This window comes from Sodaliphilus sp. (assembly GCF_045598405.1).
GTDB lineage: Bacteria > Bacteroidota > Bacteroidia > Bacteroidales > Muribaculaceae > Sodaliphilus > Sodaliphilus limicaballi.
In genome coordinates, this window is record NZ_JAZLLZ010000095.1 from 1 (window position 1) to 17,019 (window position 17,019).

Genomic DNA, 17,019 nt, shown 5'->3' on the forward strand with positions numbered 1-17,019 from the left:
TTGCATATGAATAAAGTATTCAACGCGCCAAAGGAGCGTGGTCGCACTTTGTGCGACTATTGATAACTCAACTTTAGCTTTTATAGCAATTGCTGCTAATTTGTTGTCCGGCAGGACAATACCTGAATAACCCCCACCGCCCAACGTAGTGGCGGTGGGGGTATAGTATCAACAAGCAGATGCGTCCAGTAGGACGCTAATCGGAGCAAATAGGTGAAATTCAGATGGTTCCATATGCTAAAATTGAGTTGATAACCGAGCGTAGCGAGCTCGGCAGAGTGAGCAGCGGCCCGTGCCGCGATTGCCGAACCTCTACCGACGTAGTGGCGGTGGGGGTATAGCGTCTGTAAATGGATGCGTCCAGCAGGACGCTAATCGGAACAAATCGGTGAAACTCAAAAGATTTTACATGCTAAAGTTGAGTATATATAGCCATGTCATAACCGCAATTTGCAAAAATATCTGCGACTAAATAAATAAATTATGTCCAAAAAACAAGTTTTTCACAAAAAAATAGTAACTTTGCACATTGGATAATAATGTAAAAAAAACAAATTGCAAAATTTAAACAACTAAAATAATGCAACAGGCTATAAATGATATTAATACCGCTAACGAAGGCGCGGTTAAAAAAAATCAGTCATTAACAACGACTATTCCCATTCGTGCCTACTTGATGGCATGCCTACGCAACTGGTACTGGTTCTTGCTCTCACTAATCCTTTGCGGGTGTTTGTCTTACCTCTACAGCAAAACTCAAACATTCACCTACGAGTCTCGTGCATTGATTATGCTCAAGACCAAGGACAGCAACCAAGGCACGCAGTCGCAGGCATTCAGTGACCTTGGACTCATATCGGGAAATAATTTCATCCCCAATGAGATCTACAAAATGAAGTCAACCGACTTGTTTGAGAAGGTAGTTATGTCATTAGGCAACAACGTGCAGTACTATGGTCACGTGTTCCTGCGCGATGTCAACATCTATCACAACACACCTGTTCAAGTCACTCCTCTCAAGGAAGTAACTGAATCATTCACGATTACCGTTGTCCCCAAGACAACCAACGACTTTGAGTTCCAAGTCGACAACAACGGACCCTGGGTAAAAGCGCACTTTGGCAACAAGGTCAACACAAAATATGGCCCTATAGCAATCACCAAGAATAAGAACTTTGCCGACAACTATATCGATTACAAAGTTATAGCTCGCGTCTATGTTCCCCGCGCGCTGGCTAAACGCATCAAAGGAAACTTCGCAGCCGAGCAAGCCGATAAGATAAGTGATGCAATGAACTTATCACTCAAATGGGACAACTCGGATGAATGTGCCGACATTCTCAATGCAATCATCGCGACTTACAACCAAGAGGGTATAAATGATAAAAACATCGTTGCACGTAGTACAGAGGCATTTATCGCCGATCGCGTAGAAGCTCTGTCACAAGACCTTAGCGGTGTCGATAATCAAGTAGCAGTCCTCAAAACCAGTGCAGCCAACTCGGCAATCTTTGCCGATGCAAGCACAGGCCGCCAGTATGCCGACAATGCCGCTAGCATTGACATGCAAGTTAGCCTGGCAGGTTATATCCAGGACTACCTGTCACGCATGTCGGGCAATGAACTCATCCCCAGTAACACAGGTATTGCCAACACTGGTATCGAGAGCCAGATTTCCCAGTACAACGAGTCGATGCTCCGATACCAAAAGATTGCTGCAACTTCTAGCGAAGAAAACCCCGTGATGATTGAGTTGACTCGCACATTGACAACACAGCGTCAAAACATCATGCGAGGTCTCAACAACTACATCAACTCATTGCACATGCAGCAAACACAAGCACGCGCACAGGAAGGCATGGCACGCGGCGGCATCGTGGCAGTTCCGTCGCAGGAGAAGGCAATCACCGAGGTGACTCGCCAGCAGAAAATCAAGGAGCAACTCTACATGTACTTGCTCAACAAGCGCGAAGAGAACGCTCTGCAACTCGCCATCACCGAGCCTAACGCAAAGGTTATCGAGCGTGCAAATGGAAGTGCTCCCATCGCTCCAATTCCTTCACGCATTATGCTCGCAGGTCTTCTCGTCGGTCTCCTTTTGCCCGCAGCTATTCTTTATGTGATATTCTGGATATTCTCGCTCGACACCAATATCCACAGTCGTCACGATGTTGAAGACTCAATTGATGTTCCCATCGTCGGAGAAGTGCCTTGCAAGAGCAAGAAACAAGCCGACAAGCAGATTGTCGTTAAAGAGGACAGCCATGACCGCATCAGCGAAGCTTTACACATCGTCAGGGCTAATCTTGATTATATTGTCAAACCAACTGATAATGAAGGTTCGGTAATCCAATTCACATCTACAATGCCTGGCGAGGGTAAGAGTTTCGTAGCAGTCAATCTTGCATTGAGTTATGCTTTCTCTGGCAAGAAGGTTGTTGCTGTTGACCTTGACCTGCGCAAGGGACGTTTCAGCGAATATGTTGGTGTCGATAACAATGGCAAGGGCGTTAGCTCTTATCTCTCAGGTATGGAGTCAGACATTAACGAGATCATCTGTAAGAGCAAGTTCCATGACAATTTGGACGTTGTGAGCATCGGTGCTATTCCCCCTAACCCCACACACTTGCTCCTCTCTGACCGCTTTGCACACATGATTGACGAACTCAAGAAGAAATATGACTATGTTATTCTTGACACTGTTCCGTTCAACGTTATTGCCGATGCTGGTCTGGTAAACCGCCATGTAGATATGACCATCTATGTCATTAGAGCTGGCAAGGTTGACAAGCGATACCTCAACGATCTTGAGAAATTGCATCTTGACAACAAGATTAAGAACCTCTCAATTCTCATCAACGACGTCAAGCTCGACAAGAAGAACTATGGCTATGGTTCTTATGGTTATGGTTACGGCTATGGCTATGGCTACGGAAACTACGGCTATGGCTATGGCAGTTACGGTTATGGCGATGACGAAGAAGAGGATGAAGGAAAGATCAAGCGTCTTGCCAAAAAAGTAACAGGTAAGAAATGAACATCGCAATAGTTGGAACCGGCTATGTGGGTCTCGTGAGCGGCACTTGCTTCAGCGAGATGGGCATCGATGTGACATGTGTCGATGTTGATGCCAGCAAGATCGAACGTCTCAAGCAGGGTGTCATTCCTATCTACGAGCCTGGACTCGAGACTCTTGTCCACAAGAACTCTCGCTGCGGACGTCTGCACTTCACCACTAGCCTGGCCGAGGTGCTCGACAATGTCGATATCGTGTTTACCGCCGTGGGCACACCGCCCGACGAAGACGGCAGCGCCGACCTCAAATATGTGCTCGCCGTGGCGCGCACTATAGGCCAAAACCTCAACAAATACACCGTCATCGTCACCAAGAGCACTGTGCCCGTGGGTACTGCGGCCAAGATTAAGGCAACAATCCAGGAAGAACTCGACAAGCGCTGCATGAATGTAGAGTTTGACGTGGCTAGCAACCCGGAGTTTCTCAAGGAAGGAGCGGCCGTCAAGGACTTCATGAGTCCCGACCGAGTGGTTGTGGGCGTGGAGAGCGAGCGTGCACGAGCACTCATGGCACGACTATACAAGCCGTTCATGATAGTGAGCGACCGCCTCATCTTCACCGACATCCCAAGTGCCGAGATGATCAAATATGCAGCAAACTCTATGCTTGCCACCCGCATCAGTTTCATGAACGACATCGCCAACCTGTGCGAACTCGTGGGCGCCGACGTGAACATGGTGCGCAAGGGAATAGGCAGCGACACCCGCATCGGAAAGAAATTCCTATATGCCGGCTGCGGCTACGGCGGCAGCTGCTTTCCCAAGGATGTGAAGGCTCTCATCAAGACCGCCGACGACCTTGGCTACAGCATGCGTGTGCTCAAGGCTGTGGAAGAGGTAAACGATGCCCAAAAGTCAATACTATTCAACAAACTCACTGCCCACCTTGGCGACAACCTGCAAGGCAAGACAATCGCGCTGTGGGGACTGGCATTCAAACCCGAGACCGACGACATGCGCGAGGCTCCTGCACTTGTGCTCATCGACCTCATTATCAAAGCTGGCGCTACAGTGCGCGTCTATGACCCCGTAGCCATGGACGAGTGCCGCAGGCGACTTGGCGATGCGGTGACCTACTGCCGCGACATGTATGAGGCTTCGGCAGGAGCACATGCTATCATGCTGGTGACCGAGTGGAAAGAGTTCCGCATGCCCAGCCTCGACGTGCTGGAGCGAACCATGAACGAGAAGCTCATTCTCGACGGACGCAACATTCTTGATGCCGAAGAGCTCAAGGCTCATGGATTTACCTACCACTGCATAGGCAGGTAACAAACATAATTACACAACAACTCTATGTTCATAGTTCTACTAGTTTTGGGCATCGCGCTTACTCCCGCTTTTTTGCTGATGCTCTATATTTACTATCGAGACCGGATACAACCCGAACCCATAGGCAACTTGCTGCTTGGTCTGTTCTTTGGAACACTGTCGATTCCGTTGACCCTGATCATGACTTTTTTCTTGCCCGAGGTCGAACCCGGGACTGTGTTCGCAGGGTTCTACGATGCGTTTATAGGAGCAGCTATACCCGAGGAAATTGCCAAGTTCACAATGCTGTTTCTCCTGGTGTTCAGGATGAAGTCCTTCGACGAGCCGTTTGACGGCATCGTTTATGCCTCGTGCGTGGGACTTGGATTTGCTGGTGTAGAAAACATCATGTATCTCGCCGGCGGTGAAGACCTGGGCGAGATTTTGGGCATGGGTATTGCTCGTGCATTCCTCGCAGTGCCAGGGCATTTCAGCGACGCGCTGGCAATGGGGTATTTCTTTGCAATGGCATGGTTTGGCTCCCCTAGGCGTCGCGTGATGAATTATGTGTTGGCACTTGCTGTCCCCATCACCATGCATGGCATCTACGACTCGCTTCTCATGGTGGGTGAAAACCTGGGCGACGTGGTGTTTTTGTTTACCTTCCTGCTTTGTATCGTTTACTCGATCGCAGTGTTTGCACTTGTCAACTGGCGCATCTCCGTGCTTCGCACCCCCAAGATGCCCGCAGTTGCCACACCCATGGCAATGCCGCCCATGGCACCGCCTCCTGTGCCAGTTTATCCCATGACACCGCCTGCTACCCCTCCTGCAGTGCCACCCCTGCCCACGCAACTGCCTCCACCATTGCCAGAGCAAGACGATGATTCGCAGCAAGGGGAATGAAAAAATAATTATTAGTGCCCGCTAAAAGTCACAACATTAGTCACAACATCCTCAAACACCGTCATATATATTCCATTGTCAGAAGGGGGGGCTTGGTTGTGTAGGAAAAAAGAAAAGATTTTCTTTAAGTTTATGGCTCGCGCCAAGAACCGTGCTCAAGGGAGTGAGCCGCGGTAAGTGGGCAAAGCCCGTGCCGCGACTAGCGAACCTCCCTTAAAATGGTGGACTCAGTCCACAAAATAAAAATATTCTATCTATCAGGTAATTATATTTTGCTTGCCGAGCAAGCCATTTTCTATGCGAAGCAATAAAAACATAATAAAAAATATTTTCTTTTTTTACCGGACACTAATGAAAAATAATAGGCACCGAAGAAAGTCTGCAATTCTTCGGTGCCTAATCTTTTTATTTTGCCGGCATTTACTTCACCGGAATCTTGTCGATGCGGTTCTGGTGGCGTCCGCCCTCAAAGGGTGTGCCCAGGAACGTCTTCACCATCTCGATAGCCTCCTCATTGCTTACAAATCGGCCTGGCATGGCTAGCACGTTGGCATTGTTGTGCATGCGTGCCAGTCGGGCAATCTCTGGTATCCAGCACAGTGCCGAGCGTATGCCCTGGTGCTTGTTGAGAGTAATGTTTATGCCCTCGCCGCTGCCGCACACAGCGATGCCGGGATAGCACTCGCCGCTTTCCACTGCCAGCGCACATGGGTGGGCAAAGTCGGGATAGTCGCAACTGTCTTCGTTATAGGTTCCGAAGTCTTTATATTCTATGCCTTGTTCATCAAGGTATGCCATTACGGCCTGTTTGGTGGCCCAGCCGGCATGGTCACTGCACAGTGCCACGGGCTTGCCTTCTTGTAGTATAAGATTGTTCATATTCTAGAGGTTTATTATTAGCGAGTGCAAAGGTAGTCAAAACCTGCGAGAAGAAAAAATACTAAGGTGTAAAAAATAAACGAGCATTATTTTCGTTTAATAATAAAGTATATATGATTAAACCTAGAGAATTAAACAAAATAATAAATGCAAAATTTAGTAGAATTATGAAAAGAATTTTAGCAAGTGCTTTTGTGGCCTTTGTGGCGATGATTGCTGTGGCTCAGGCAAGTGCTCAGGAGCTAGTGGTATATACAAGCCGTGTAACTGGTTTTACTTGCATGGTACCTGCCAATGCACAGGTGCAACAGGACAATTATGAGGCTTTGATTATCGGTACTCCCGATGGTGAGTTTGTAGTGACAGCAATTGCGGCTAATAGCGATGAAGTTCCTGAGGATGTTCTGGCTGGGTCTATTAAGTCACTCGCTGATAATGCGTCAATTGATCTGAATAAGGCAGTTACTGTTGAACTCGAGAATGAAAATCTGGAAGGCAGTATGATTATTGACACCTATGAGAATGGTGGCGGAGCTGCTGTTGGTGCCATGGAGGTCCCCGAAACACCATTGTGCTTTGTTATTGCAGTTGTGGCTGGTGTAAACTATGTAGCCCACATGGACAAGGTTCTCCATAGCCTTTCATGGGTTGTTGTCGATGAATAGTCTCACAAAGAGCGATCACGAAGGTGTTGTAAAAACGGTTTAGGCAGGGTAACAATTCATTTTGCCCTTGCAGGGCGTGGAAGCTTTTTTGCCTGCTTACCTGGGCTGATAGCAGGTATTGCGCTTATAGCCCACCTTTACAATAATAAGGTATATATATATCAATTATAGTATGAAACATATTCTGTACACAATATTGGTGGCACTGTCGCTGTTTATTATTACAAGTTGTATAAGTGATGATTTCACTTATTCTCCTAACGACGTGCTGTCATTCTCGGTCGATACTGTGACGTTCGACACTGTCATTACCGCCCAGGGCACCACTACCAAGCAGTTTGTGGTGTATAACAAAAACAAGAAGCAACTCAATATCTCGTCTATCAAGGTGGGAGGTGTGAGCGATGCCAAGTTCTATATCAATGTCGATGGCATGAAAGGACGAGAGTTCCACGACATTGAGGTTCGTGGAGAGGACAGCATCTATGTGTTTGTCGAAGGGTTTATCAACGAGCAAAAAGCCGATGCACCAAAGGAATACAATGACTACATTGAGTTTGAGACTAATGGCGTCACCCAGAAGGTTGTGCTCAACGCGTGGGGACAGGATGTGATACGCTTCGTGGGCGACACCATCTACACCGACACGCAGCTCTATGCCAAGCGCCCTTACCTCGTCTATGACACGCTGGTTGTTGCCCCGGGCGTCAACCTCAACCTCGAGGCAGGAACCACTCTCTTGTTCCACAAGGGCGGTGCCCTCAAAGTGTATGGCACAATGACCGCGGTGGGCACACAGGACAAACCCATCACGCTGCGTGGCGACCGTCTCGACAACGTGGTGAGCGACATTGACTTCGACATCATGTCTGGACAATGGGGAGGCGTGTTGTTCGGCGAGGGCAGCTACAACAACCACTGGGAATTTGTTGACATGGGTGGAAGCGAGTTTGGAGTGCAGATCAATTCGAGCAATCCCTCACGCGAAACGCTTTACATGCTCAACTGCCGCTTGCACAACAGCAGCGGTTCCATACTCACTGCCTGGAATGCAGGAGTGACAGCATTCGGCACCGAACTTGCCGACGCTGCCGATGGTGTCGTGAATCTCATGGGTGGAAAGACTCATCTGGCTCACTGCACGATTGCCAACTACTACTTGTTCAAGATTGTAGAGGAACCATTGCTCAACGTCTTCAACATCGATGGCAACTACCCAGAGATCAAGGCCGACATCGACAACTGCATCTTCTACGGTCTCACCAGCGACATCAACGCCGGCGACCTCACTGGCACAGAAATATATCTGCGCAACTGCTTGCTCAAGTCCGACGGTACTGATGACTACAACTTCATCAACATCGTGTGGAAGGGTGATCCCAAGTTCTACACCGTGCGCGACAAATACATTTTCGACTATCGCCTCAAGCCCGAGAGCGATGCGATAGCCCGTGGCGACAAGTCACTCACCCCCGACAAAGCACGCTACGACCGATACGGCCAAGACCGCTACGCCGAAGCCGCCCCATCCATCGGCGCCTACGTCTATGTAGAACCAGAGGAGAAGTAAGCTTTGCTTAAAGGGCGACAGCCCGTTCCTAAACTCTTAAATATGAAATATTTTTTGATTGCAGGGGAGGCATCGGGGGACCTTCATGCATCGCATTTGATGAAATCCCTCAAAGCGATTGACCCCAAAGCCGAATTTGATTTCTTGGGAGGAAACTTAATGGCACAGGCTGCCGGCAAGATGCCCATCATACACTACCGCGACATGGCCTACATGGGGTTCGTCGAGGTGGCAAAGCATCTGCGTTCTATCCTGGGATTCATGGACACGGCCAAGAGAGCCATAGACCGCATCCAGCCCGACGCCGTCATTCTCGTCGATTATCCATCGTTCAACCTCAAAATTGCCAAGTATGCCCACAAGCACGGCATCAAGGTGCACTACTTCATCTCGCCCAAGGTGTGGGTGTGGAAGGAGTGGCGCGTCAAGGATATCAAGAAATATGTAGACCACATGCACTGCATCCTGCCCTTTGAGGTGGATTTCTATAAAAAGCACAATTATGACGCTACTTATGTGGGCAACCCCACCGTGGGCGAAATCAACGAAGCAATAGGCAAGATGACAAGCACGCAGGAGTTCAAGCGCCTGAACGGACTTGACCCCGACAAGGAAATCATCGCAGTGGTTCCGGGCTCGCGCATCAAGGAAATCAATGACAACTTGCCCACAATGCTTGCTGCTGCCGCACGTCACAACGACTATCAGGCGGTAATTGCCGCAGCACCATCGACCGATCCCAATCTTTACTACCAGTGGCTCGACCGGTTAGGTTCACAGGCGTTGCTCGTAGAGAACCAGACGTGGGCGCTCGTGCATCACTCACGCGCGGCTCTGGTGACTAGCGGCACCGCGACTCTCGAGACTGCCATGCTGGGCACACCGCAGGTGGCGTGCTACCGCATGAACGGAAGCAAGTGGATATACAAGTTCTACCGCTGCCTGCTCAAGGGCAAATATGTGACACTGCCCAACCTCATTACCGACGAACCCGTGATTCCCGAGCTGTTGCTTCATCAATGCACCGAGGACACCATCCACTCCCACCTCTCCGCACTGCTTGCCGACAGCCCTGAACGCAAAGCAATGCTCGACGGCTACCACCGCATGTCGTCACGCTTGGGCACCAACGATTGCTGCGACACCGCCGCCCGATTAATTCTAAGCGACATTGCTAACAACTGAAAAAGATGACACTACAACAATTCCTGGAACAAGAGATAATTCCACAATATGAGAGTTTTGATGCTGGTCATCGTTGCGACCATGCTCGATATGTGATTGCTGAGAGCCAGCGCCTGGCACAATATTATCCCCAGGTAGATAAAGACATGCTCATGGTCGCCGCAGCCTATCACGACGTAGGACTGTGCGAGGGACGCAAGACCCACCACACGGCGAGCGCACGCATCATGCGCGACGACAAGCGATTGCTGCACTGGTTCACCGCTGAGCAAATCGACGTCATGGCCGATGCCGCCGAGGACCACCGTGCATCGAGCGACCACGAGCCCCGCACTATCTACGGCCGCATCATTGCAGAGAGCGACCGCCAGATCGACGGCGACACCATCATTCGCCGCACTATCCAGTTCACACAGGCCCACTATCCCGGCATGACCGAGCAGGAACAGTACCAGCGTTTCCTCGAACACATGGCAGAGAAATATGACGAAGGCGGATACCTCAAACTGTGGATTCCCGAGAGCCCCAACGCCCAACGCCTAGCCGAGTTTCGCCAACTCCTACACCAGCCGCAGCAACTGCGCGAACGCTACCTTTACATTTACAACCAGATAACCTAAAACTAAAAATTAACGAATATGAAAATTACAAGAATTTTATTGCCCATGCTTGCTGCACTAGTCGCAGTGAGTGCCCTTGCCGGCAATCCCAAGCGTGAATTTCGCGGTGCATGGATGCACATTATTGGTCAGAAGCAGTATGCCGAGATGACTCCGGCACAAACCCGCGACTATCTCGTTGACCAACTCAACAAGCTGCAGCAGGCGGGCTGCAACGCCATCATCTGGCAGATTCGCCCGCAAGCCGATGCCGGATATCCTAGTTCACTCGAGCCCTGGAGCCATTGGATGACAGGAGAAACAGGCAAGGCTCCCGAACCCATGTGGGATCCCTTGCAATTCATGATCGACGAGTCGCACAAGCGTGGCATGGAACTCCACGCATGGATCAACCCCTATCGCGTCACCTCGGCCAAGGACGAGCAACTGCCACAGGGACACGTTTACTATGAGCACCCCGAGTGGTTCCTCAAATATGCCGACGGCAAGATATACTTTGACCCCGGTCTGCCTGAGTGCCGCAACTTCATCGACAAGGTGGTGCGCGACATCGTCACCCGCTACGACGTAGATGCCATCCACATGGACGACTACTTCTACCCCTACCCTGTCACCGGCGTTGACTTCCCCGACGATGCTTCCTACAACAAGTATGGACTGGGCTGGGACCGTGGCGACTGGCGCCGCAACAACGTGGACCGACTCATCGAGCAACTCCACAACTCTCTCATGGAAATTAAGCCCTGGGTACGCCTGGGCATCAGCCCCTTCGGCATCTGGCGCAATAAGAAGAACGACGTCAATGGCAGTGACACCAACGGACTGCAATGCTACGACGCTCTCTATGCCGACTGCCCCCGCTGGACTGCCATGGGATGGGTTGACTACATGGTGCCGCAACTCTACTGGGAACTCGAGCACAAGGCAGCAAGCGACCTCAAACTGTCTTACTGGTGGAACAATCGTGCCAACGGCCGCCACATGTACTACGGCCAGAGTGTCAACAACGTGATGTCACACCGCGACATCGCCGAGGACAAGGGCGACACGCTCAACCCCACACAGCTCGACCACAAGGTGCGACTCATGCGCGAACTTGAGCACGTGCAGGGACCATGCTGGTGGCCTGCCTACAGCATTACCAACAACTACAAGGGCGTTATGGACTCGCTCGCTACCACTCACCAAGCTACTCCTGCGCTCATACAGCCCTACACTTGGATCGACAGCATCGCACCCGCTCAAGTGGCTGACCTCAAACTCACCAAGAACAAGACAGCAGTGACACTTGCCTGGACCGCACCCCTCACCACCGACCCCTTGCAGCAGGCTGCGCGCTATGTCGTCTATCGCGTCAAGGAAGCCGAGGAATTCAACTTCGACGATAGCAGCGCCATCTACACCATCACTGGCGAGACAACGCTCACAATCCCCGTGGCAAAGAAGGACAAGACCAAGTGGAAATATGCCGTCACAGCCGTTGACCGCTGCAACAACGAGTCAACACCCGCATTTATAAAGTAACAACTATCTATTCTATATATTCTATAGGTTTCTATAGTCATCTATAGGAATCTATAGTTTTTTATAGAGAGGTGGATTGTAGCATGTAAGTTTTTGATATGAAATTGATGCAATTTGAAATAATTTTATTAAATTTGCATATTATTTCATAATAAAATACTTAAAATAGCAATATATGAAGAAAATTTTCACAGTTGTAATGCTCTGTTTAGCAGCATGTACGGCCTACGCTGTTCCTGCTAAACCAGGAGTTCGTGCAATCACCCAGAGCGATGGCTCAACCATCCACGTGCGCCTCACTGGTGACGAGTGGAACCACAGTTATTTAACTACCGAGGGATTTACAGTTTCTCGCAGTGATAATGGCGATTTCTATTATCGCACAGCCGACGGCGTTAGTTCCGTTATGGCTCACGACCTTTCACAGCGCACAAGCGACGAGGCAGCGTTCATTAATGCTAATGCCAGCAAGATGACGCTCGAGTCATTATTTACCCCCAAGCAGAGTGCTCGTCGTGCCAAGTCAAACGTGGCGATGAAAGCAACTCAGGTGCCAAACATCGGTTCGCCCCACGTTCCTGTTATCCTTGTAAACTACAAGGACAAGAAATTCATCAGCAGTGACCCCAAGACCGTGTGGGAAGGTCAAGTGAGCAACCCCAACGAGGTGAGTGTTTACCAGTACTTCGTTGACCAGTCATTTGGCAAATATACTCCCCAATTTGATATATTAGGCCCTGTGACCCTTGCCAACAACCGATCAACCTATGGAGGCAATGATTCCTATGGTAACGACCGTGGTGTGGGCCGCATGGTGGCTGAGGCTTGTCAAGGATTGCCCACCAGCGTTGACTGGACCAAGTATGACAACAACGGCGACGGTGTGGTTGACGTGGTTATCGTGCTCTATGCGGGCGACGGCGAGGCATCAAGTTATGCCAGTGATGCTGCCAACGCAGTGTGGCCTTGCCAGTGGGAACTTGCCAGCAGCGATTATGGCCGCAATATCACACTCGACAACAAGACAATCTCAAAGTTTGCTGTGTTCAACGAGCTCAACGGCAGCAACCTGAGCGCGATAGATGGTATAGGAACCTTTTGCCACGAGTTTTCTCACTGCTTAGGTTTGCCCGACTTCTATGTAACCGACTATAGTAACCACTTCGGTATGGGTGATTGGAGTCTCCTCGCAGGTGGAAGCTATAATAATAACGGTTACACCCCTTGTGGTTACACTGCCTATGAGCGCAACTTCATGGGATGGATGGACTTGTCTGATCCTCAAGAGGGTCGCAAATATACCACCCACTGTGTGCAGGATGGAGGCGAGGCTTATAAGATTACCAGCAGCAACGCCAACGAGTACTACATCATCGAGAATATTGAGAAGAAGGGGTGGAATGCCTATGCGATGTCATCGGGCTTGCAGGTGACTCATGTTAATTACAGTGCCACCAAGTGGAATAACAACACTGTCAACAACAGCAACGACCAGGGTATGACCATCATTCCTGCCGACAACAGCCTCAAGATGTCATACTCTAGTGGCTACTATTTCAATGATACCAATGACCAGAAGGGAGACCTTTACCCCTACAATGGCAACGACCAGCTCACTGCTACTTCTACTCCCGCTGCTACGCTCTATAACTCATCGACTAACTTGAATAAGCCCATCACCAAGATTACCAAAAACAGCGATGGCACAGTTAGTTTCTACTATGTGGCTGGCGCAACGCCCGCTCCCCGTGCTACCGAGGCTTCTGACATCACCGCAAGCGGCTTCACTGCCAACTGGGAGGCTTGCGACGACGCTGTGAGCTACACTCTCGAGGTTAAGCCCAAAGTTGCTGTTAATGAAGTGCTCAACGAGACATTTGACAAATACACCGCTTCAAGCAACTCCTACATCCGCACCACTACAGCCAAGTATGACAACTCTGGCTGGACCAACAACAGCTATGTTTTCCCCGATGTCAAAGCAGTGCGTTTTGGCTCGGGTAGTGGCACAGGTCTTCTCACTTACTCAAATCTCGACCTGAGCGAGAGCGGTGGCAAGGCAACCGTTGTGTTCAATGCCAAGGCCTACAATACCGACACCAACGTCAATTTCAAGGTCACTATCGGGTCAAGCTCTCAGACCATTTCTATCCCTAACAGCACCGAGAAGCAATACATCGTAGTTCTTGATTGCGACAAAGCCGAAGCACAGACAATCACATTTGCAACCACAGCCAAGAGCAAGCGTGTAATACTCAACGACGTTAAGGTTTATAGCGGTGACGCAAGTGATGCCCTCAAGGCTCCTGCCAAGGCTCCCGCCGAGAGCAAGAATGGCGACGTGCTCACAGTGACTGGCATCACAACCAACAGCTACAAAGTCACTGGTCTCAACCCCGAGAGCACCTATGAATACAAGGTGAAGGCTATCTACCAATATGGCGACGAGAGCGCATGGTCTAATTCTGTCGCTGCTACCACAGCAAAGGGGCAGACAACCGAAGCCGGCGACGTTAACGCTGATGGTTCTGTCGATGTGACCGACATCAACTGCATCGTGAAAGTTCTTTTGGGCGATGAAAAAGCCGATGCTTACGGCAACCGTGCCGACGTCAATGGCGACGGCGCCGTTGATATTACCGACATCAACACACTTGTCGCTAAATTGCTGAATTAAGAATCACAAATTTATTACTACATCTGCCTGCCTTGCTTTTTTGAGCAAGGCAGGCTTTTTATAGGTATGTCTATTTTACGGCTTGATTCATCTATTTTTCGTCCACCAATTTTCGTGTTTCGCAAAAAAAACATACCTTTGCGCGAACAAAATTAATACTATTAATATGAATCGATTTTTTGCATTAGCAATCATTTGCTTAACCGCTTGGGCAACTGCACTTGCAGTCCCTGCTAAACCCGGTGTGCGCGTCATAAAACAAGCCGACGGCACAACCATCCACCTGCGCCTTGCTGGCGACGAGTGGCACCACAGTTTCACCACCGACGAGGGACTCACAGTGGCCCGCGGCATCGATGGCAATTTCTACTACCGCACCGCGGCAGGAATGAGCGCCGTTGTGGCTCACGACGCCTCACAGCGCAGCGAGCAGGAGAAAGCATTCGTCACTGCCAACACCGAGAACCTCTCGCTCAAATCTCTTTTCACCACTGCCCAGCGCGCGCGACGCAGCAAAGCACTTGTGGCACGCAAGGCTAGCCAGGTGCCACAGACCGGGTCGCCTCGCATCCCTGTCATCCTTGTCAACTACAAGGACAAGAAATTCATCAGCAGCAACCCCGTGGATGCGTGGAAGAAACAAATCAGCAACCCTGGCGAGGTGAGCGTGTATCAGTATTTCGTTGACCAGTCGTTTGGCAAATATACACCTCAATTCGACATCTACGGCCCCTATAACCTCGCCAACAACCGCTCTTACTACGGTGGCAACGACTACTATGGCGAAGACAGGCGCGTGGGCACCATGGTGGGCGAGGCGTGCCAGGGCATGGACAGCACTATCGATTGGTCCAAGTATGACAACGATGGCGACGGCATGTGCGACGTGGTTATCGTGCTCTATGCCGGCGACGGCGAGGCTTCAAGCTGGGACAGCGATGCCGAGAACGCCGTTTGGCCCTGCCAGTGGGAACTCTCTGATAGCGACTTCGGCAAGGACCTCACAATGGATGGTGTCACTGTGTCGAAGTTTGCCGTGTTCAACGAGGTCAACGGCTTCGACCTGAAGAAACTGGATGGAATAGGCACCTTCTGCCATGAGTTCTCGCACTGCCTTGACCTGCCCGACTTCTACGACACCGAGTATGGCAAGCACTTCGGCATGGGCAGTTGGTCATTGCTCGACAATGGTAGCTACAACAACGACGGCTACACTCCCTGCGGCTACACTGCCTACGAGCGCAACTTCATGGGTTGGTTTGACTACACCGACCCCAAAGAGGGCACCCGCTACACCACCAAGACGGTGCAGGACGGCGGCGAGGCCTACAAAATCACTAGCAACAACCCCAACGAGTACTACATCATCGAGAACATCCAGCAGACTGGTTGGAACAAGCATGCATTTGCTTCGGGATTACAGGTGACCCACGTCAACTACAACGCCACAACATGGCTAGAAAACACTGTAAACAACAGCAATGCACAGGGTATGACCATCATCCCCGCCGACAACAGCCTCAAGCTGGATTATGACATGGGATATTACTACATCAACGAGGAGGACCAGGAGGGCGATCTCTTCCCCTACAACGGCCACAATGAGCTCACAGCCACTTCCACTCCCGCAGCCACTCTCTACAATTCTAGCGCCAAGCTCGACAAACCCATCACCCAGATCACAAAGAACAGCGATGGCACAGTCAGCTTCACCTACATTGAGCAGCCCCTCCCCACTCCCGTGGCTGCCGAGGCTACTGCTGTGAGCGGCGATGGATTTACTGCTAATTGGAGCGCATGCGAGGATGCCGTTAGCTACACGCTCAAGGTCACTCCCAAGGGCGACGCCGAGGTGATTCTCACCGAGACATTTGCCAAGTGCAAAGAGACTGTCACCTCTAACATCAAACTCGATACCTACTTGGACAACCCCGGCTGGACTGGTTCTGCCATGTATATCGAGCCCGGCGGCGTGCGATTGAGCTCGGGCAAGAACGCTGGCAGCATCACCAGCCCTGCCCTCGACCTCACTGGCAGCAACGGCAAGACCACTGTCATGGTTAAGGCCAAATGCTATAATTCCGACACCAACTGTTCTCTCACCATCAAGGTGGGCGACGCATCGGAGAAAGTCACCGTGGAATCTTCAACCGAGCAAACTTTCGTTGTGACACTCGACTGCGTTCAGGATGCCGCACAACAACTCACCCTCTCGGCTATCCAGGGCAAACGTGTCGTCATCACCGGCATCGAGGTTTATAGCGGCGACGCAAGCAGCATGCTCTGTGCTCCCGCACGCATTGCAAGCGAGGACCGCAAGCCCAGTGGCGAAATCACTGTAACTGGAATCACCGCTACAAGCTACAAACTCACCGGCCTCACCCCCGACACCGAGTACAAGTATGTTGTTAAGGCCATCTACGACGGCGACGAGAGCGCATGGTCTAATGCCATCACTGTCATCACAAGCGGAGAAACGGGCATCAAGGGCGACGTCAACGGTGACGGTGTTGTTGACATCAAAGACGTCAACATTCTCATCAACATTGTCCTGGACAGAGAAGACGCTTCGGCATATAACGGCCGTGCCGATGTCGATGGCGACGGCACAGTAGATATCATCGACATCAACGAAACCATCAAATTAGTCATGAAATAACTAATACA

At 50.6% G+C, this 17,019-nt stretch carries 11 protein-coding genes; 10 read left to right on the forward strand and 1 reads right to left on the reverse strand.

Annotation, left to right across the window (positions count from 1 at the left end; all coding sequences use genetic code 11):
• Positions 1-580 precede the first annotated feature (580 nt).
• The 3 genes from ACKI3C_RS07145 to ACKI3C_RS07155 are packed head-to-tail and all read left to right on the forward strand — an operon-like array spanning position 581 to position 5,232.
• Complete coding sequence (locus tag ACKI3C_RS07145) at positions 581-3,037, forward strand: polysaccharide biosynthesis tyrosine autokinase (protein WP_407403498.1); 2,457 nt, start codon at positions 581-583, stop codon at positions 3,035-3,037.
• Entirely contained in the window at positions 3,034-4,347 is a 1,314-nt protein-coding gene (locus tag ACKI3C_RS07150; protein ID WP_407403500.1) for a UDP-glucose dehydrogenase family protein, read from the forward strand. The genes ACKI3C_RS07145 and ACKI3C_RS07150 overlap by 4 nt, the downstream gene beginning before the upstream one ends.
• A gap of 24 nt (positions 4,348-4,371) precedes the next feature.
• On the forward strand, positions 4,372-5,232 hold the full coding sequence (locus ACKI3C_RS07155) for a PrsW family intramembrane metalloprotease (RefSeq protein ID WP_407403501.1): 861 nt from the start codon (positions 4,372-4,374) through the stop codon (positions 5,230-5,232).
• Positions 5,233-5,652: 420 nt separating this feature from the next.
• Here ACKI3C_RS07155 and rpiB read toward each other — a convergent pair whose 3' ends face one another.
• Positions 5,653-6,111 (reverse strand): ribose 5-phosphate isomerase B, encoded by a 459-nt coding sequence (gene rpiB / locus ACKI3C_RS07160; RefSeq protein WP_407403503.1) that lies wholly within the window; start codon positions 6,109-6,111, stop codon positions 5,653-5,655.
• A gap of 113 nt (positions 6,112-6,224) precedes the next feature.
• Between rpiB and ACKI3C_RS07165 the strand changes: the two genes are divergently transcribed.
• From ACKI3C_RS07165 to ACKI3C_RS07195, 7 genes are all read left to right on the forward strand, one after another.
• Positions 6,225-6,776: a hypothetical protein gene (locus tag ACKI3C_RS07165; protein ID WP_407403505.1), complete on the forward strand. Its 552-nt coding sequence runs from the start codon at positions 6,225-6,227 to the stop codon at positions 6,774-6,776.
• Positions 6,777-6,948: 172 nt separating this feature from the next.
• The gene (locus ACKI3C_RS07170; RefSeq protein ID WP_407403506.1) at positions 6,949-8,346 is read left to right on the forward strand and encodes a hypothetical protein; all 1,398 of its coding nucleotides are present in this window, start codon (positions 6,949-6,951) and stop codon (positions 8,344-8,346) included.
• A 42-nt stretch (positions 8,347-8,388) separates the two neighbouring features.
• Positions 8,389-9,531, forward strand: coding sequence for a lipid-A-disaccharide synthase (gene lpxB / locus ACKI3C_RS07175; protein WP_407403508.1), 1,143 nt, complete (start codon positions 8,389-8,391; stop codon positions 9,529-9,531).
• Between the two features lie 5 nt (positions 9,532-9,536).
• A complete protein-coding gene (locus tag ACKI3C_RS07180; protein ID WP_407403510.1) occupies positions 9,537-10,151 on the forward strand; it encodes an HD domain-containing protein in 615 nt (204 codons plus the stop codon).
• Positions 10,152-10,169: 18 nt separating this feature from the next.
• Entirely contained in the window at positions 10,170-11,675 is a 1,506-nt protein-coding gene (locus ACKI3C_RS07185) for a glycoside hydrolase family 10 protein (RefSeq protein ID WP_407403512.1), read from the forward strand.
• Positions 11,676-11,850: 175 nt separating this feature from the next.
• Positions 11,851-14,352 carry a M6 family metalloprotease domain-containing protein gene (locus tag ACKI3C_RS07190; RefSeq protein WP_407403514.1) on the forward strand — a complete coding sequence of 834 codons (2,502 nt, stop codon included), beginning with the start codon at positions 11,851-11,853 and terminating at the stop codon, positions 14,350-14,352.
• Positions 14,353-14,518: 166 nt separating this feature from the next.
• Positions 14,519-17,011, forward strand: coding sequence for a M6 family metalloprotease domain-containing protein (locus ACKI3C_RS07195; RefSeq protein WP_407403516.1), 2,493 nt, complete (start codon positions 14,519-14,521; stop codon positions 17,009-17,011).
• Positions 17,012-17,019 lie beyond the last annotated feature (8 nt).

Excerpts from the sequence above, each read along its gene's own strand:
- ACKI3C_RS07165 (WP_407403505.1), top strand. The coding sequence starts at position 6,225 with ATGATTAAACCTAGAGAATTAAACAAAATAATAAATGCAAAATTTAGT.
- ACKI3C_RS07180 (WP_407403510.1), top strand. The coding sequence starts at position 9,537 with ATGACACTACAACAATTCCTGGAACAAGAGATAATTCCACAATATGAG.
- ACKI3C_RS07185 (WP_407403512.1), top strand. The coding sequence starts at position 10,170 with ATGAAAATTACAAGAATTTTATTGCCCATGCTTGCTGCACTAGTCGCA.
- ACKI3C_RS07155 (WP_407403501.1), top strand. The coding sequence starts at position 4,372 with ATGTTCATAGTTCTACTAGTTTTGGGCATCGCGCTTACTCCCGCTTTT.
- ACKI3C_RS07170 (WP_407403506.1), top strand. The coding sequence starts at position 6,949 with ATGAAACATATTCTGTACACAATATTGGTGGCACTGTCGCTGTTTATT.
- ACKI3C_RS07145 (WP_407403498.1), top strand. The coding sequence starts at position 581 with ATGCAACAGGCTATAAATGATATTAATACCGCTAACGAAGGCGCGGTT.
- ACKI3C_RS07150 (WP_407403500.1), top strand. The coding sequence starts at position 3,034 with ATGAACATCGCAATAGTTGGAACCGGCTATGTGGGTCTCGTGAGCGGC.
- rpiB (WP_407403503.1), bottom strand. The coding sequence starts at position 6,111 with ATGAACAATCTTATACTACAAGAAGGCAAGCCCGTGGCACTGTGCAGT.
- lpxB (WP_407403508.1), top strand. The coding sequence starts at position 8,389 with ATGAAATATTTTTTGATTGCAGGGGAGGCATCGGGGGACCTTCATGCA.
- ACKI3C_RS07195 (WP_407403516.1), top strand. The coding sequence starts at position 14,519 with ATGAATCGATTTTTTGCATTAGCAATCATTTGCTTAACCGCTTGGGCA.
- ACKI3C_RS07190 (WP_407403514.1), top strand. The coding sequence starts at position 11,851 with ATGAAGAAAATTTTCACAGTTGTAATGCTCTGTTTAGCAGCATGTACG.